General features: G+C 70.0%; 13 protein-coding genes. 10 read left to right on the forward strand and 3 right to left on the reverse strand.

The genetic code is table 11. The annotated features are described in order from the left end of the window. Positions 1 to 7 precede the first annotated feature (7 nt). Entirely contained in the window at positions 8 to 421 is a 414-nt protein-coding gene (locus ACIP6N_RS03405) for an NUDIX hydrolase (protein WP_401812450.1), read from the forward strand. Between the two features lie 53 nt (positions 422 to 474). Here ACIP6N_RS03405 and ACIP6N_RS03410 read toward each other — a convergent pair whose 3' ends face one another. Next, positions 475 to 1662: an ROK family protein gene (locus ACIP6N_RS03410; RefSeq protein WP_401812451.1), complete on the reverse strand. Its 1188-nt coding sequence runs from the start codon at positions 1660 to 1662 to the stop codon at positions 475 to 477. Between the two features lie 367 nt (positions 1663 to 2029). Here ACIP6N_RS03410 and ACIP6N_RS03415 point away from each other — a divergent pair, with 367 nt between their 5' ends. The 7 genes from ACIP6N_RS03415 to ACIP6N_RS03445 all read left to right on the forward strand — a co-directional run bounded on the left by ACIP6N_RS03415 (position 2030) and on the right by ACIP6N_RS03445 (position 13519). Further along, positions 2030 to 4084 (forward strand): hypothetical protein, encoded by a 2055-nt coding sequence (locus ACIP6N_RS03415; protein ID WP_401812642.1) that lies wholly within the window; start codon positions 2030 to 2032, stop codon positions 4082 to 4084. 266 nt (positions 4085 to 4350) lie between these two features. Further along, a complete protein-coding gene (locus tag ACIP6N_RS03420; protein WP_401812643.1) occupies positions 4351 to 5295 on the forward strand; it encodes a carbohydrate ABC transporter permease in 945 nt (314 codons plus the stop codon). Between the two features lie 11 nt (positions 5296 to 5306). After that, positions 5307 to 6224: a carbohydrate ABC transporter permease gene (locus ACIP6N_RS03425; protein WP_401812453.1), complete on the forward strand. Its 918-nt coding sequence runs from the start codon at positions 5307 to 5309 to the stop codon at positions 6222 to 6224. A gap of 89 nt (positions 6225 to 6313) precedes the next feature. Then, on the forward strand, positions 6314 to 8755 hold the full coding sequence (locus ACIP6N_RS03430) for a glycosyl hydrolase family 95 catalytic domain-containing protein (RefSeq protein ID WP_401812455.1): 2442 nt from the start codon (positions 6314 to 6316) through the stop codon (positions 8753 to 8755). Next, on the forward strand, positions 8749 to 9870 hold the full coding sequence (locus ACIP6N_RS03435) for an acetylxylan esterase (protein ID WP_401812457.1): 1122 nt from the start codon (positions 8749 to 8751) through the stop codon (positions 9868 to 9870). The genes ACIP6N_RS03430 and ACIP6N_RS03435 overlap by 7 nt, the downstream gene beginning before the upstream one ends. Then, positions 9867 to 11261, forward strand: coding sequence for an ABC transporter substrate-binding protein (locus ACIP6N_RS03440; protein WP_401812459.1), 1395 nt, complete (start codon positions 9867 to 9869; stop codon positions 11259 to 11261). Before ACIP6N_RS03435 ends, ACIP6N_RS03440 begins: the two co-directional genes overlap by 4 nt. 71 nt (positions 11262 to 11332) lie before the next feature. Continuing rightward, the gene (locus ACIP6N_RS03445; protein WP_401812460.1) at positions 11333 to 13519 is read left to right on the forward strand and encodes an alpha-galactosidase; all 2187 of its coding nucleotides are present in this window, start codon (positions 11333 to 11335) and stop codon (positions 13517 to 13519) included. A 17-nt stretch (positions 13520 to 13536) separates the two neighbouring features. On the opposite strand, the gene ACIP6N_RS03450 is transcribed toward ACIP6N_RS03445, so the two are convergent. After that, positions 13537 to 13971, reverse strand: coding sequence for a hypothetical protein (locus ACIP6N_RS03450; RefSeq protein WP_401812462.1), 435 nt, complete (start codon positions 13969 to 13971; stop codon positions 13537 to 13539). After that, positions 13965 to 14429: an ATP-binding protein gene (locus ACIP6N_RS03455; RefSeq protein WP_401812463.1), complete on the reverse strand. Its 465-nt coding sequence runs from the start codon at positions 14427 to 14429 to the stop codon at positions 13965 to 13967. The genes ACIP6N_RS03450 and ACIP6N_RS03455 overlap by 7 nt, the downstream gene beginning before the upstream one ends. A gap of 207 nt (positions 14430 to 14636) precedes the next feature. Between ACIP6N_RS03455 and ACIP6N_RS03460 the strand changes: the two genes are divergently transcribed. Both ACIP6N_RS03460 and ACIP6N_RS03465 read left to right on the forward strand, forming a co-directional pair. Next, a complete protein-coding gene (locus ACIP6N_RS03460; protein ID WP_401812465.1) occupies positions 14637 to 15500 on the forward strand; it encodes a helix-turn-helix domain-containing protein in 864 nt (287 codons plus the stop codon). After that, entirely contained in the window at positions 15501 to 15737 is a 237-nt protein-coding gene (locus tag ACIP6N_RS03465) for a DUF397 domain-containing protein (RefSeq protein ID WP_401812466.1), read from the forward strand. It begins immediately after the preceding gene. Positions 15738 to 15795: the final 58 nt, after the last annotated feature.

Consider the following 15795-nt stretch of genomic DNA (forward strand, 5'->3'; position numbering starts at 1 on the left):
TTGGACCATGACGGACAGACGGCGTGCGGCCGCGGTGATCATCCGGGACGGCCAGGTTCTCATGGTGCGCGAGCGGGGCAAGGGCCCCACCGGCCGCCATGACGGGCAGGAGTACTGGACGCTGCCGGGCGGCGGGATCGAGCCCGGGGAGTCGGCCGAGGAGGCGGTGATCCGCGAGGTGGCGGAAGAGGTGGGTCTGACAGGCGTGTCCGCGCGCCATCTGTACGACGTGCCGTATCCGTCGGGGTGGTCGGCCTGTTTCCTGGTGGAGGTGGCTCCCGGTGAGCCGCGCCTCGGTGTGGACGACGGGCTGCGGTGCGACTGCCCGAGGATGGTCGGTCTCAGCTGGCTGCCGCTGCCGGAGAGCCCCACCGGCGGAGGGTTCATGGTGCCGCCGCTGCTGATGGCCACGGACGGGTGACCCGGGCCCTGGCGTCGAACCGGTTCGACGCCAGGGCTCTTCCCGCCGGTGCCCTAACGCACCGGACTTCCCGGGGAGCTTCCCTGGCCCGCCACCGGGGCGAACAGCCGCTGCGCCGCGACCGCGGCCCCACCCCTCGCCCAGGCTTCGAAGGGCAGCGGGCGCACCACCAGATCGCAGTCCGCCGCCGCGCCGAAGGCCTGGGCCGTGAACGACTGCCGGATCTGGTCAGCGAAGAGGTCGTAGGACGCGACGCCCTCGCCCGAGATGATGATGCGTTCCGGTCCGAACAGGTTGGCCACCGAGGCGATCGCCAGGCCCAGTGCGCGGCCCGCCCGGGTGAAGACCGCACGGGCCGCCGCGTCTCCGTCGTGCGCGAGGGCGACGGCGTCGTCCAGTGTGAGCGTGGCGTCGCCGGTGTCCTGGCGTACCTGGTCCACGATGGCCTGCGCCGAGGCGATCGCCTCCACACAACCGGTGTTGCCGCATGTGCAGACCCGGTCGGAGCCGCCCACCGGCAGGTGGCCGATCTCGCCGGACACACCGTGGGCGCCGGTGACCACCCTGCCGTGGACGGAGATGCCGCAGCCGATCCCCGCGCCCACCGTGACCAGCGCGAACGAGGACAGTCCCGCCCCCGAGCCGAACCACTGCTCGGCCACCGTCAGGGCCCGTACATCGTTGTCGATGACGGTCGGGATGCCCGTCGCGCTCTCCACCAGCCGGCCGAGCGGTACGCCGCGCCAGTGCAGGAACGGTGAGTAACGCACCGCGCCGGTATGCCCGTCGACGTCACCCGAGATCGTCACGCCGAGGCTGTGCACCTGCGCGGCGTGCTCCTCGTCCGCCTCCGCGGCGAGCCTTCCCACCAGCCGGGCGATCGCTTCCACGACCGTGCCGACCTCGCGCGAGTCGAGAGCCGCGCGGCGGGTGGCGAGGGGGGTGGCGGTCAAGTCGGCCAGCACGCCGATGAGTTCGTCGGCGGTGACCTTCACGCCGATGAAGCGCGCCCGTTCCGGCCGCACCGCCACCAGCGTGGCCGGCCGGCCCGGCTGCCGTTCGCCCACGGGCTGGCCGACCTCGGTGATCCAGCCGTCGGCGAGCAGTGGTGTCGAGACCTTGGTGACGGCGCCGGACGAGAGCCCGGTACGCCGGCCGAGTTCGGCCCTGGTCAGCGGGCCCTGGGTCAGCAGGGTCTGGAACACCAGGGCGGCGGCGGGAGGCTGTTGGGAGAGGCTCACGTCCGTAACATTACCTTCTGATGGAAGGTAATGGGACGGTAATGCCTCAAGGCTGCCTGGCCAAGGGGGTGTTCGTCGCCGTCGCACCCGTTGAAAACATTCGGGATCAATATATTGACCCTGGAAGGAAACCCTGGCTACAGTCGCGGCGCTCCCCTCCCAACGGAGGGAGCCCGGAGCCCCGGAGTCCGATCCCGCGACGAGCCGTGGGGATCGCGCCACCGGGCAGGCCCGGCAAGGACACCGTCCATGAACAGCCGCAATGACGCGGCGAGATGGAGCATCCATGGCACTGTCAGGTCGCACCGCGGGACGAGCGGGGACGGCCCGGGCCGTCGGAAGCAGACGCTGGGCACTCGCGCTCGGCATGCTCTCGGCCTCCGTACTGGCAGCCGGTCTCACCGGCCCGGCCGCCGCGGCGGCCCAGCATTCCACCACCGTGAACCCGGCGGCCCGGCACGCGCCCGCCGCTCAGCCGGACGCCGGTCGGCAGCGGGCGAAGCTCGCGGAGAAGCCGTACATGGGCTGGAGCAGCTGGAGCCTCGAAGCCACGAACTACCCCGGCGTCAATCCCACGGGCGGCGCGAGCTGGCTGACCGAGGCGCACGTACTCGAACAGGCCGACGTACTCGCCTCGAAGCTCAAACAGCACGGATACGACTACGTCAACATCGACGCGGGCTGGTCGGACCGCTACGACGCGTACGGGCGGCCGGTCGCCAACCCCACGACGTTCCCCGACGGCATCAAGTACATCGCCGACAAGCTGCACGCCAAGGGCCTCAAGGCGGGCGTCTACCAGGCCGTCGGCCTCGACGTGAACACGTACAACGACGGAACGACGCCCATCTACGGCGCGGACGGCTGCACCACAGCGGATCTGGTCTACCCCGATCTGCGCAAGACCAACGGCTGGGACAGCTCGTACAAGATCGACTACTCCAGCCCCTGCTCCCAGGCGTACGCCGACTCCATCGCCGACCTCTACGCGAGCTGGGGCGTCGACTTCCTCAAGCTCGACGGTGTGGGCCCCGGCTCGTTCCAGGGCGGCGACAACTACGACAACCGCGACGACGTCGCCGCCTGGCGTCGCGCGCTCGACGGCACCGGCCGCCCGATCGAGTTCACGATCTCCTGGTCGCTGAGCCACAAGTACGCGGCCGACTGGAAGCAGAACAGCAACGGCTGGCGCATCGACACGGACGTCGAGTGCTACTGCGACACGCTCGTCACCTGGGACGCCTCGGTCAAGCAGCGCTGGCACGACGTCGTCCAGTGGATACCCGACGCGGGCCCCGGCCACTGGAACAACCTCGACTCCCTCAACGTCGGCAACGGCGAGATGGACGGCCTCACCGAAGCCGAGCGGCAGAGCTACATGACCCTCTGGGCCATCGAGGCGTCCCCGCTCTACATCGGTGACGACCTGACGAAGATCGATTCGTACGGCATGTCGCTGCTCACCAACGACGAGGCCATCGCGATCAACCAGGCCGGCCGCCCCGCCAAGCCGGTCAGCCAGTCCGCCGAGCAGCAGACCTGGTACGCGCGCAACGCCGACGGCAGTTACACCGTCGCGCTGTTCAACCTCGCGGCCACCCCGGCCACCACCACCGCCGACTGGTCCGACCTCGGCATCAGCGGCGAGGCCGCGGTGCGCGACGTGTGGAGCCACCAGGACCTGGGACGGAGCGCGGGCAGCTTCGGAGCCCAACTGCCCGCCCACGGATCGAGGTTGCTCACCATCACCCCGGACGAGGTCCAGGCTCCCGGCATTCCCACCGGTGTCCACGGCACCTCGGCGACCTCCGGCAGTGTGTCCCTCGCCTGGGACGCCGTCGCCCCGGCCGCCGGTACGTCCGTCGCCCACTACGAGATCCGTGACGGCGCGGACACCGTCGCCTCTGTCGGCGCCGACACAACCTCCGCCACGGTCAGCGGACTTGGCGCCGCGTCGGCCCACCGCTTCAGCGTCGTCGCCGTGGACTCCCTCGGCCGCACCTCGGCCGCGGGCACACCGGCGTCCGTGACCACCCCGGGACCCGGCGGCCCGGTGACCTACCAGGGCGAGTCGGCCACACTGGAGGGCGGGGCCACCGCGTCCGACTGCGCGCACTGCTCGGGCGGCAAGAAGGCCGGCAATGTGGGCGGCGCCGCGTCGGTGACCTTCACGGACGTCACCGCACCCGCGGCAGGTACGTATCTCGCCACCATCAGCTACACGGACGGCGATTCGGGCCGGATCGGTGTGGTCACCGTCAACGGGAAGTCCTTCCGGCTGCCCTTCCACGGCTCCGGTGACAACGACTGGGACACCCCGCAGACCGTGACCGTCCCCGTCGAACTCACGGCGGGAACCAACACCGTCCAGATCGGCAACACCGCCGACTACGTCGCGGACATCGACCAGATCGTCCTCTGAACCGAACAGATCAGGTCGCCCTCCGGAGGCTGCCCTCCGGAGGGCCGGCAGATCAGGTCACCTTTTCGCAGCACGAGGACCCAGGCCCTGTCCGGCCGGCCATGCCGGGCCCGGAACGCCTGGCACGGCACCTCGCCGCGTTGCCGGAATGCCCACGGGAAACCACCCCGCGGGCACCCCGACGCCTTGCGATGCACCACACCAGACGCCCCGGTCCGATCCGACAGGATCGGCCGGACAGTACCTAGGAGTGCGCTGTGGCGCAGATCGTGAAAGACCAGCCGGCCGCGCCGTGGCGCGGGGCGGGGAGCCGTACGCGGCGCACCGCCGCGCCGCTCTCCCGCCGACGCGGTGACGCGAAGCTGGCGTGGCTGCTCATCACCCCGGCGGTCATCGGATTCCTCGTCTTCTTCGCCTATCCGACCGCGCGCGGTCTCTACTTCAGCTTCACCGAATTCCATATCCTCACCCCGGCCCGCTGGGTGGGGCTCGCCAACTTCCGTGAACTCGCCGGAGACAGCGCCTTCTGGCACTCCCTCGGAGTCACTGTCTACTTCGTGGTGCTCTCGGTGGTCCTGGGTGTGCTGCTCTCGCTGATCACCGCCGTCGTCCTGCACCGGCTGACCGGCTCCACCGTCGTCCGGGGCCTGATCATCCTGCCCTTCCTGATCTCCGGTGTGGTCGCCGCGCTGGTCTGGCAGTGGATGCTCGACCCGCAACTGGGCATCGTCAGCGCCCTGATCGAGAAGGTCACGGGGCAGCACCTGCTGTTCTTCGGCGACAGCGACTGGGCGGTTCCCTCGCTCGCGGCGATCAGCGTCTGGAAGTCCATGGGCTACAACGCCGTGCTGATCTTCGCCGGGCTCGGGACCATACCGCCGACGGTGTACGAGGCGGGCCGGCTCGACGGGGCGAGCGAGTTCCAGATGTTCCGCAGGCTCACCGTGCCGCTGCTGCGGCCGATTCTGGTCATGGTGGTGATCCTGACCGTGATCGGGTCGTTCCAGGTCTTCGACATCGTGCAGGTCACCACGAAGGGCGGGCCTGCAGACTCCTCGAACGTGCTCCAGATGTACATCTACCGGAAGGCCTTCGGCGAGCTGGACTTCGGCTACGCCTCGACGATGTCGCTGGCGCTGTTCGCGATGCTCATCGCGATCACCTTCACCCAGATGCGGCTGGCCCGCGCCAACGAATCCGACCTGAACTGAGGAGCCGGCCCATGTCCACCATGTCGTCAACGGTTACGGCACCCGCGCCGCGCTCGCGCCTGCGACCGGGCAGGGCGATCGCCTGGCTCTACATCGTCGTCGTGCTGGTCGTCACCATCTTCCCCTTCTACTGGATCCTGCGGACCGCGCTCTCCAACACCGTCGCGCTGCCCACCGATCCCTCGTCCCTCCTTCCCGTCGACTTCACGTTCGGCGCCTTCAAGCGGGCGCTCGGGCTTGCGTCGACGGCGGAGGCGCAGGCCCAGGGCGGTTCAGGCGCCTCCCTGAACAGCGCGCTGTACCTGCGCAATTCAGTGATCTACGCGACCGTGCAGACCGCCTGCGTCGTGTTCTGCTCGGCGATGGCGGCCTACGCCTTCTCCCGGCTGCGCTGGAAGGGCCGCGACGCCGTCTTCACCGTGCTGCTCTGCGCGCTGATGGTGCCCGGCATCCTCACCCTGCTGCCGAACTTCGTTCTCGTACGCAACCTCGGCCTGATGGACTCCTTCGGGGGACTGATCCTGCCGGGCGCCTTCTTCTCCGCGTTCAACATCTTCTTCCTGCGGCAGTTCATGCTCGGGCTGAGCACGGAGATCGAGGAGGCGGCCGTGGTGGACGGCGCGTCACGGATGCGGATCTTCTTCACGATCACACTGCCGATGACCTCCGCGCCGATCGCCACACTCTCGCTGCTCACCTTCATCAACACCTGGAACGACTACTTCTGGCCGCTGCTGGTCACCAACGGCGAGCACGCACGGCCACTGACCCTCGCCCTCGGCGTCTTCAAACAGTCCTCCCCGCAGGCCGCGCCCGACTGGGCCGGGCTGATGGCGGCCACGCTGATCGCCGCCCTGCCGATGCTGGCGCTGTTCATGGTCTTCGGCCGGCGCATCGTCGACTCCATCGGCTTCACCGGCATCAAGTAGCCGGGCCACCGGCCGTCACGTCACGCCACCGGCGTCCGGACCGCGATCAGTTGGGCCACCGCCGCCGCATCCCGAGGAAGCACGCACCTATGAACGACAGTTGTACGCCCGACGATCTGCGGCTCCGCTGGCCGCGGCCCGCCGAAGGCTGGACCGAGGCCGCCCCCGTCGGCAACGGCCGACTGGGCGCGATGGTCTTCGGCGGCGTCGGCAGCGCCAGGTACCAGATCAACGACTCGACGGTCTGGTCCGGCACGCCCGACGGACCGGCCCGCGCCCTGGAAGCCGTGCGGAGGGGCGGCGCGGGCCCGGAGCGGCTCGCCGAGATCCGCGCGGCCGTGAGGGCCGGGGACCACCGTCGCGCCGAGTCGCTGCTGATGTCCTTCGAGGGCGATTACAGCCAGGAGTACCTGCCCTTCACCGACCTCGTCATGGGCCTGGAATCCGCGGGCCCCGACACAACAGGGGAGCAGCAGCCCGGCAGCTACCTCGGCCGCACCCTCGACCTCGACAACGGCGTCGTCGAGGAGGAGATCCGCTTCGGCGAACGCACCGTACGCAGGCTGAGCTGGGCCAGCGGGCCCGCGGGCGCCCTGTGCGTCGAGGTGACGGCCGACGCCGGTACGGTCGGCATGACGCTGGACCTCACCTCGCCGCTGCGTGAACTCGACCGCGTCTGCGACCCGTCGGGACTGGTCCTCGGTGTGGCGGTCCCCGTCGACGGCGCGCCGCTGCACGAGCCGCAGGTGCCCGAGCCACTGCGGTACGCGCAGGGCCCGACACCGGGCGGGTACGACCCGTACGCGGCCCTCGCCGTCCGGATCGACACCGACGGCCGGGTGAGCACCGGGAACGGCCGGTGGTCGGTGTCGGGCATGACCCGCGCGCTGATCACCGTCGCCTCCTCCACCTCCGGGGCTGCCTTCTGGTCCCGTGCCGCCGCCAGGAACCGTACGGAACACCGCGCGGGCGCCGCCGCCGTCGCGGAGCGGGCCCTCGCCGCCGGACGCGACCGGCTCCTCCGGGAGCACCAGGACGACCTGCGTTCGCTGCTCGCCGCCTCCGCCCTGCGGATCGGACCGCGCAGGGCGGGCACCTTCGACGTTCGGGACGACCTCCTCCCGGGCACGGACGACGCCCTGACCGCCACCGTGATGTTCCAGCTCGGCCGCTACCTGCTCGCCTCCTCCTCCCGGCCGGGCACGGGCCCGCCGGCGAATCTCCAGGGCATCTGGAACGAGGAGCTGCGCCCCGCCTGGTCCTCCAACTACACGCTCAACATCAATACGGAGATGAACTACTGGCCGGCCGAGACGACCGGTCTCGGCGAGTGCCACCTGCCGCTCTTCGACCTGCTCGACCGCATGGCCGAGAACGGCGCCGAGGTCGCCCGTGATCTCTACGGCGCCCGGGGATGGGTCGTCCACCACAACAGCGACATGTGGGGCTGGTCGCTGCCGGCCGGGAGGGGACACGGCAATCCGTCCTGGGCGATCTGGATGATGGGCGGCACCTGGCTCGCCCAACACATATGGGATCACTACGACTTCACCCGTGACACGCAATTCCTGCGCGAGCGCGGCTGGCCACTGCTCAGCGGACAGGCCGCCTTCTGCCTGGACTGGCTCGTCGAGGGCGCGGACGGCCTCCTCGACACCGTCCCCAGCACCTCGCCGGAGAACCTGTTCCGCTCCGGAGCGGGCACTCCCGAATCCCTCACCCGCTCCGCCACCATGGACATGGCCCTCATCCGGGCGCTGTTCACCAACTGCCTAGAAGCCGCCCGGGCATTGGGCCTCCGCGACCCGCTGTGCGCGGAGATCGAGGCCGCGCTGCCCCGGCTGCGCACCCCGGCGATCGCCGGCGGCGGATGGCTCCAGGAGTGGGCCGAGGACCTGACCGAAGTCGACCCCGTTCACCGGCACATGTCGCAGATGGTCACCGTCTTCCCGCTCGGCCAGATCGACCCGGACACCACGCCGGACCTCGCCGCCGCCGCGACCAGGCTGCTGGAGCGGCGCGGGCCGGGCGCCATGGGCTGGTCCTGGGCATGGAAGATCGCCCTGCGCGCCAGGCTCGGCGACGGCGACACCGCGCGGGAGCTGTTCCAGGAAGCCGTCAGGCCACTCTCGTACGACGAGTCGGAACACGCCCCGGTCGACGGTTCGCAGTGGGGCGGTCTGCTGCCCAACCTGTTCAGCACCCACCCGCCGTTCCAGATCGACGGCAACTACGGCTTCACCGCCGCCCTCGCCGAACTGGTCGTCCAGAGCCACGGCGACCTCGTCCGGCTGCTGCCCGCGCTGCCCGCCGCCTGGCGCGAAGGCTCGCTGCGCGGGCTGCGCTGCCGGGGCGGTCTGGAGACCGGCCTCAACTGGACTGACGGCGTGCTCACTTCGGTGACGGTGCGCAGGATCGCCGGGGACGCGGACAGCCCGGTTCGGATCCGCTACCGCGACACCGAGACGACCCTGCGTCTCGCCGTCGGTGAACAGAGCAATCTCGACGGGAAGTTGAGGCCGGCGTGCTGACCGATCTGGATCTGCCCGCCCTGTGGGAGTACCGCAGCGGCTACCAGGAACCCGACGACTTCGACGCGTTCTGGGCGTCGACCCTCACGACCGCCCGCGCGTCGGGAGGCGGCATCACGCTGACACCGGTGCCCACCGAGCTGACCACCATCGACCTGTACGACGCGGAGTTCGCCGGATTCGGCGGTCACCCGGTCCGCGCCTGGCTGCGTCTGCCGCGTACGAGAAGCGGTCCGCTGCCCGCCGTTGTGCAGTTCCACGGATACGGGAGCGGCCGCGGCGGCCCGTACGACGACCTGCTCTGGGCCTCGGCCGGATACGCGCATCTGCTGATGGACACCCGGGGGCAGGGGGGCGCCCACGCGGGCGGAGCCACCGCGGACCCGGTGGGCAGCGGCCCGTCCTACCCGGGCTTTCTCACGCGCGGTATAGAGGACAGGGAAACCTACTACTACCGGCGGGTGTTCACCGACGCGGTGCGCGCGGTGGACGCCGTACGGTCGCTCGACGCGGTGGATCCGGCGCGGGTCGCGGTGGCGGGCAACAGCCAGGGCGCCGGGATCGCCCTGGCCACCGCGGGACTGGTGCCCGACCTGGCCGCCGGGTACTTCCAGGCACCGTTCCTCACCGACATACGCCGCGCCCTGCGCGTCACGGCAACGGATCCGTACGCCGAACTGGCCGGCTACCTCGGTGCGCGGCGGCAGTCCGCCGCGACTGCCTTCACCACCCTCGCCTACTTCGACGGCGTCGGCTTCGCCCGCAGGGCCCTGGCCCCCGCCCACTTCTCGACGGGGCTGATGGACACCGTGTGCCCGCCGTCCACCGCTTTCGGCGCCTACCACGCCTACCGGGGCCCCAAGCGGATCAGGACATGGGAGTTCAACGGACACGAGGCGGGCGGCTCCGAGGACGTGACCGACGTGCTCGCGGCCTTCCGCTCGGCGCTGGATCCGGCGAAAGCACCGGCACCAGGAAAAGCACCGCTCCCGGCGAACACGCCGCTCCCGGCGAACACGCCGCTCCCGGCGGACACACCGCCGAAAAACACACCGGTTCCGGGAAACGTACCGGCCCCGCGCAACGCACCGGCCCCAGGAAACGAGGAACGATGACGATCCGGATCCGGACCACACGGCGCGCCCGCACCCGCGTACGGCGCAAGCTCATCGCGGGACTCGTCGCCACGTCCATGGCCGCGCTGCTCAGCGCCTGCGGCGCGGGCACGGGTTCAGGGCCGAACGAGATCAACTGGTGGACCTGGGACGACAAACAGGCCGCCGGCTACGAGGCGTGCGCCACGGCCTTCGAGAAGGCCAACCCGGGCGTCCACGTGAAGATCTCGCAGTACCAGTCGACGGACTACTTCACCAAGCTGCTCGCCAACTTCGTCGCCGGGACCGCTCCCGACGCCTTCCAGAACAGCCCCCAGTTCTTCCAGCAGTACGCCTCGCTCAACCAGTTGATGCCGCTCGACGACCTGATGGCCAGGACCGGGTACGACCTCGACAAGTTCTCCACCGGCACGAACACCTGGAAGTACACCGACGGCAAGCAGTACGGGCTGCCGCTCGACTGGGCGTCCGCCGCCTTCTTCTACAGCGGCGACACCATGAAGAAGGCCGGCTACACCGCCGCCGACCTCGACTCCATGACGTGGAACCCGGACGACGGCGGCTCCTTCGACAAGGTCGTCGCCCATCTCACCGTGGACAAGAAGGGTGTGCGCGGTGACGAGCCCGGCTTCGACAAGAAGCACGTCGCCACCTTCGGCATCGGCACCATGGGCACCAAGGACTTCACCGGACAGATGACCTGGGCGCCCTTCCTCCTCTCAATGGGCTGGCACATGGGTGACAAGGCGCTCTGGCCCACCAAGTTCAACTACGACGACCCGCGCTTCGCCCGGACGATGAAGTACATACGCTCGCTCAGCGACCGCGGATTCGCCCCGCGCGACGGTGAGTTCGCCTCCGCGGGCAACACTCCCAGCGGGCCCGAACTGATCGGCTCCGGCAAGGTCGCCCTCATGCCCGACGGATCCTGGGCGGCCGCGAACTACGCCCTGGTGCCGAAGCTCAAGATCAAGATCGCGCCGACCGTGCTCGGCCCCGACGGCAAGACCCGGGGGGAGGTGTCCAGTTCCAACGGAAACAACATCTGGGCCGGCACCCCGCACCCCGACCTCACCTGGAAATGGGTCTCGTACATGGGCTCCGAGGACTGCCAGACCAGGGCGTCCGCGGGCGGCAGCTTCTTCCCGTCCATCCCGGCCGCGATGGACGCCTCGGCGAAGTCCATGCTGCGGAAGGGCGTCGACCTGTCGGTTTTCATCGACCAGCAGAAGAACGGTGAGCTGAACCCCAGTCCTCCGTACGGCAACGGCACCGAACTCCAGGCGGTGGTGGAGCCTTTGATCCAGGAGTACTTCTCCCACGGCCGCAACGAGGACGTCTTCGCGCAGATGGCGAAGAAGACCAAGTCCCTTCTGGCCGAAGGGAAATAGAGCAGGGCGGCCCTGAGCACCCCATCATGCCCTCCACCCCCAGCACCCCCCACGGTTCGAGAGGACACCGCATGACGCGCACCACCGCGCGGACGGTCCATCTGCGTGCGGCCGGAGTGAGTTTCGTCGTCGAACTCAGCCATCCACTGCCCCGGATCCTGCACTGGGGCGCGGATCTCGGTGAGCTGACCGACGAGGACACCGCCGCGCTGAGCCTGACAGCCGAAGGAGCCGTGCTCAACAGCTCCTTCGACACCCCGCGCCAATTCACCGTCTGGCCGACGGAGGCCGAGGGCTGGTCCGGAACCCCCGCCCAGCTGGGCCACCGGGGCGGCGCCGCGACCACCCCGAGAGCGCGGCTCGTCGAAGCACACGAAGGGCCCGGCGAGCTGGTCCTGCGGCTCGCGGACGACATCGGCGAGCTGGACATCACCCTCACCTACCGGCTCGATGCCTCCGGCGTGCTCAGCGTCCGTACGGATCTCACCAGGCAGCTCGGGGGAGAGGGCCAGGACCCCGCACCGTACGACCTGGCCGGGGTGACCGCGCTGCTTCCACTGCCGCACCGGGCCGGTGAAATTCTCGACTTCACCGGCAAGTGGTGCCGCGAAGTCTCCCCGCAGCGCGGCAGGCTGGGCTTCGGCAGCCACGTGAGGGAGGTGCGCCGAGGACGGCCGGGCGCGGACTCGCCGTACCTGCTGACCGCGGGCGTGCCCGGCTTCGGGTTCCGTACCGGCGAGGTGTGGGGGATGCACATCGGCTGGAGCGGCAACCAGCGCTGGGTGGCCGAGCGGCTGCCGGAGGGCGCGGGCGTGCACGGCGCCGCTCTCGGCGGCGGCGAGCTGCTGGCACCCGGCGAGGTCCGTCTCGCGCCCGGCGACAGCTACTCCTCGCCGGTCTGTTACTTCGTCTGGTCCCTCGACGGCCTCGACGGCCTCGCCGACCGGTTCCACCAACACCTCAGGGCACGCCCCACCCATCCCGCCTCACCGCGCCCGCTGACGCTCAACACCTGGGAGGCGGTGTACTTCGACCACCGCCTCGACCGGCTGCTCGAACTCGCCGACCTGGCCGCCGAGACCGGCGTGGAACGCCTGGTGCTGGACGACGGCTGGTTCACCGGCCGCCGGGACGACACCGCGGGCCTCGGCGACTGGACCGTGGACGGGACGGTGTGGCCGGACGGCCTCACGCCACTCGCCGACCGGGTGCACGGCCACGGCATGCAGTTCGGCCTGTGGGTCGAGCCGGAGATGGCGAACCCGGACTCGCGACTCGCCCGGGAGCACCCCGAGTGGCTGCTCGCCCCCTCGGCCGGACCCGGCCCGACGTGGCGCCACCAGCATGTGGTGAACCTCGCCCACGACGACGCCTGGTCCTATCTGCTGACCTCCCTGGACGACATCGTCACGCGCTACTCCGTCGACTACCTCAAGTGGGACCACAACCGGGATCTGCACGAGGCGGTGAGCCGGGGGGCCGGCGGTCTCGACCGGCCGGGCGTACACGCCCAGGTCGCCGCTCTCTACCGGCTGCTCGACGCGCTCAAGGCACGTCATCCCGGCCTGGAGATCGAGAGCTGCGCGAGCGGCGGCTCCCGTGTCGACCTCGGCGTCCTGGCCCGGACGGACCGGGTGTGGGCGTCCGACTGCAACGATCCGGTGGAGCGCCAGGCCATCCAGCGCTGGACGGGTCAGCTGCTGCCGCCCGAGCTGGTCGGTACGCATGTGGGTGCGCCGCACAGTCACACGTCGGGGCGCGACACCGCCGCCTCCTTCCGCCACCTCACCGCGCTGTTCGGTCACGCGGGCATCGAGGACGACCTCACCGCGCGCACACCGGAGGAACGGGCCGGGCTGAAGCGGTGGGCGGAGCTGTACAAGGAACTGCGGCCGCTGCTGCACAGCGGGCGTGTCGTCCGCGCCGACCTGGACGGTGAGGCCACCCTGCTGCACGGAGTGGTGGCCGCGGACGCGAGCGCGGCCGTCTACTGCTGGGTCAGGGTCGCGACCTCGCCGCGGGCCCAGTCGGGCCGGGTACAGCTGCCCGGTCTCGATACGCGGGGCCGCTACCGGGTCCGTATCCGTGACGAGGCGGGGCTGCCCGCCCTGCACCAGACCTCGGGGCCCGCGTGGTTCACGGCGGCGCTCGGCGGCTGGGTGACCCTGCCGGGCGCCGTGCTCGGCGGCGCCGGTCTGCCGATGCCGACCCTCGACCCGGGCCAGGCCCTGCTGTTCGAGGCGGCCGCTCTTCAATGACGGCGGACAGCGTCCCGCTATCGCGCGGTCACGGCTCCGGGGGTGGGTCCGGGGACTCCCGGGGCCCACGAGGGGGCCGTGCCGGAGAGCTGGCAGACCATGAGATAGAAGGGGATCGGCGGGGTGTACGGCGTACGGTCGTCCGGCCAGTGGATCAGCCGGGGGCGGCGGGCCGCCGGGACGCGCGTACCCGCGACGTAGCGGGCCGGGTCCGGCCAGTCCAGTTCGTGGTCGGAGCCCGCCGGGACGATCCACCACCACCAGTCCGCGTCGGCGAAGACACAGCCGGTCCTGGGCAGCCGTGCCATCAGCCGGAAGCCGTGCCGTGCGGGCACACCCACCGCGTCACAGCCCAGCGAGGCCGGCAGGATGGCCGGCAGCGGCAGTTGGATCAGGCCGGCGGGATCACCGAGCAGACCGCGCGAGAAGCGGTGCAGGGCGGTCTTCAGCACGGCTTCTCCACTCCGTGCGGCAGTTCGGCCCAGACGACACGCCCGGGGCAGTAACCCGAGACGTCGTAGGCTCCCCAGCCGGAGGAGAGCGAGTCGACGAGAAACAGTCCGCGTCCGTGCTCGTCCTGGGACCCGCGGTGCATCTGCGGCCCCGTGGGACCGCAGCCCTGGTCCTCCACCGCGATCCGCACGCGGTCCTCGCCCTGCCGCAGCTCGCAGACGACGTGGTCGCCCGCCGCGTGCACGACCGCGTTCGTGAACAGTTCCGACACGACGAGCACGGCGATCTCGCACGTGCCTTCGTCCAGGCCCCAGTTCAGCAGGCGTCCGCGCGTCAGTGTTCTCGCCCGGCCCACGGACTCGGCGTGTGCGGGCAACTCGAACCCGTACCGGTGGACAACATTGACAGGGGGGCACTCGGTGATGAGCTGGGGGGTGAGCGCGTTACCAGGTGCCACGACCGATTCCTAACGGTGGGGAAGCGGTTGCTGCACGTTGAACCTCTCCATGGAAGAGCGTGACAACCGCGTGAACTGGTTCACGCTTCTACTCTCCACCCGCAGAGGACACTTGGCAAGTGGCACTCTGAAAAATCCAGAGTGCCGTGTTCTTCGCCGCGAGGACGTGGCAGACTGCTCGCAATCGTGCGTGGGGAGGTCCCAGAAGTGAGTGAACCGCGGTCGGCCCCGACCGTGGGCCAGGTCGTACTCGGCAGACGCCTGCAAGATCTGCGTGAGCGCTCCGGCCTGAAACGCGAAGAGGCCGCCAGGCTTCTGCGCGTGGCACCGGCCACGATCCGCCGTATGGAGACGGCGGAGGTCACCCTCAAGATCCCTTACGTGCAGGTGCTCCTGCGGGCCTACGGGATCACGGAGGCCGAATCCGACGCGTTCGTCGAACTCACCGAGGAGGCCAACAAACCCGGCTGGTGGCAGCGTTTTCACGACATCCTGCCGGACTGGTTCAGCATGTACGTCAGTCTGGAGGGGGCCGCCGCGCTGCTGCGGAGCTACGAGCCGCACTTCGTCCCGGGGCTGCTCCAGACCGAGGCCTACGCGCGCGCTGTCATGCAGGCGGGGGCCGTGGGACAGTCCCAGCCGGAGGACATCGAGCGCCATGTCGCACTCCGCATGCGGCGACAGTCACTGCTCACCCGGGAGGACGCTCCCAAATTCTGGGTCATCATGGACGAGACGGTGCTCCGCCGCCCTGTCGGTGACAGCCCGGACGTCATGCGGGAGCAGATCGACCGGCTGGCCGAAGCTTCCGCGATGCCCAATGTGACCCTGCAGATCGCCGAATTCGCCAGTGGGCACCACCCAGGTACCTACGGTCCCTTCGTGATCTTCCGCTTTGCCGTACCCGAGCTGCCGGACATGGTCTACAGCGAGTACCTCACCGGCGCCGTCTACCTCGACGCGCGACCGGAAGTGGCCACTCACCTGGAGGTCATGGACCGGATGGCGGCGCAGGCCGCGACTGCACAACGCACAAAGGAGATCCTCAAGGATGTCCGCAAGGAGCTGTGAATGGATCCCATATACAACGGCATGCCCGCCACCGACCTCGGCGCAGCGGGCTGGCACCGTCCGTGGAGCGGCGGCAACGGCGGCAACTGCATCGAGGCCATGAAGCTGGCCGACGGCAGAATCGCCGTGCGCCAGTCCGCCGACCCGGGCGGGCCCGCACTGATCTACACCCCCAACGAGATCGCCGCGTTCATCCAGGGAGCCAAATCGGGCCAGGCGGACTTCCTGCTCGCCTGAGCGTCCCCGGAGTGCGCGCACCCCAAGAACCTCACACACACACCATGAACCAACGGGG

This window comes from Streptomyces sp. NPDC088725 (assembly GCF_044751305.1).
In the GTDB taxonomy this organism is placed as follows: Bacteria; Actinomycetota; Actinomycetes; order Streptomycetales; family Streptomycetaceae; genus Streptomyces.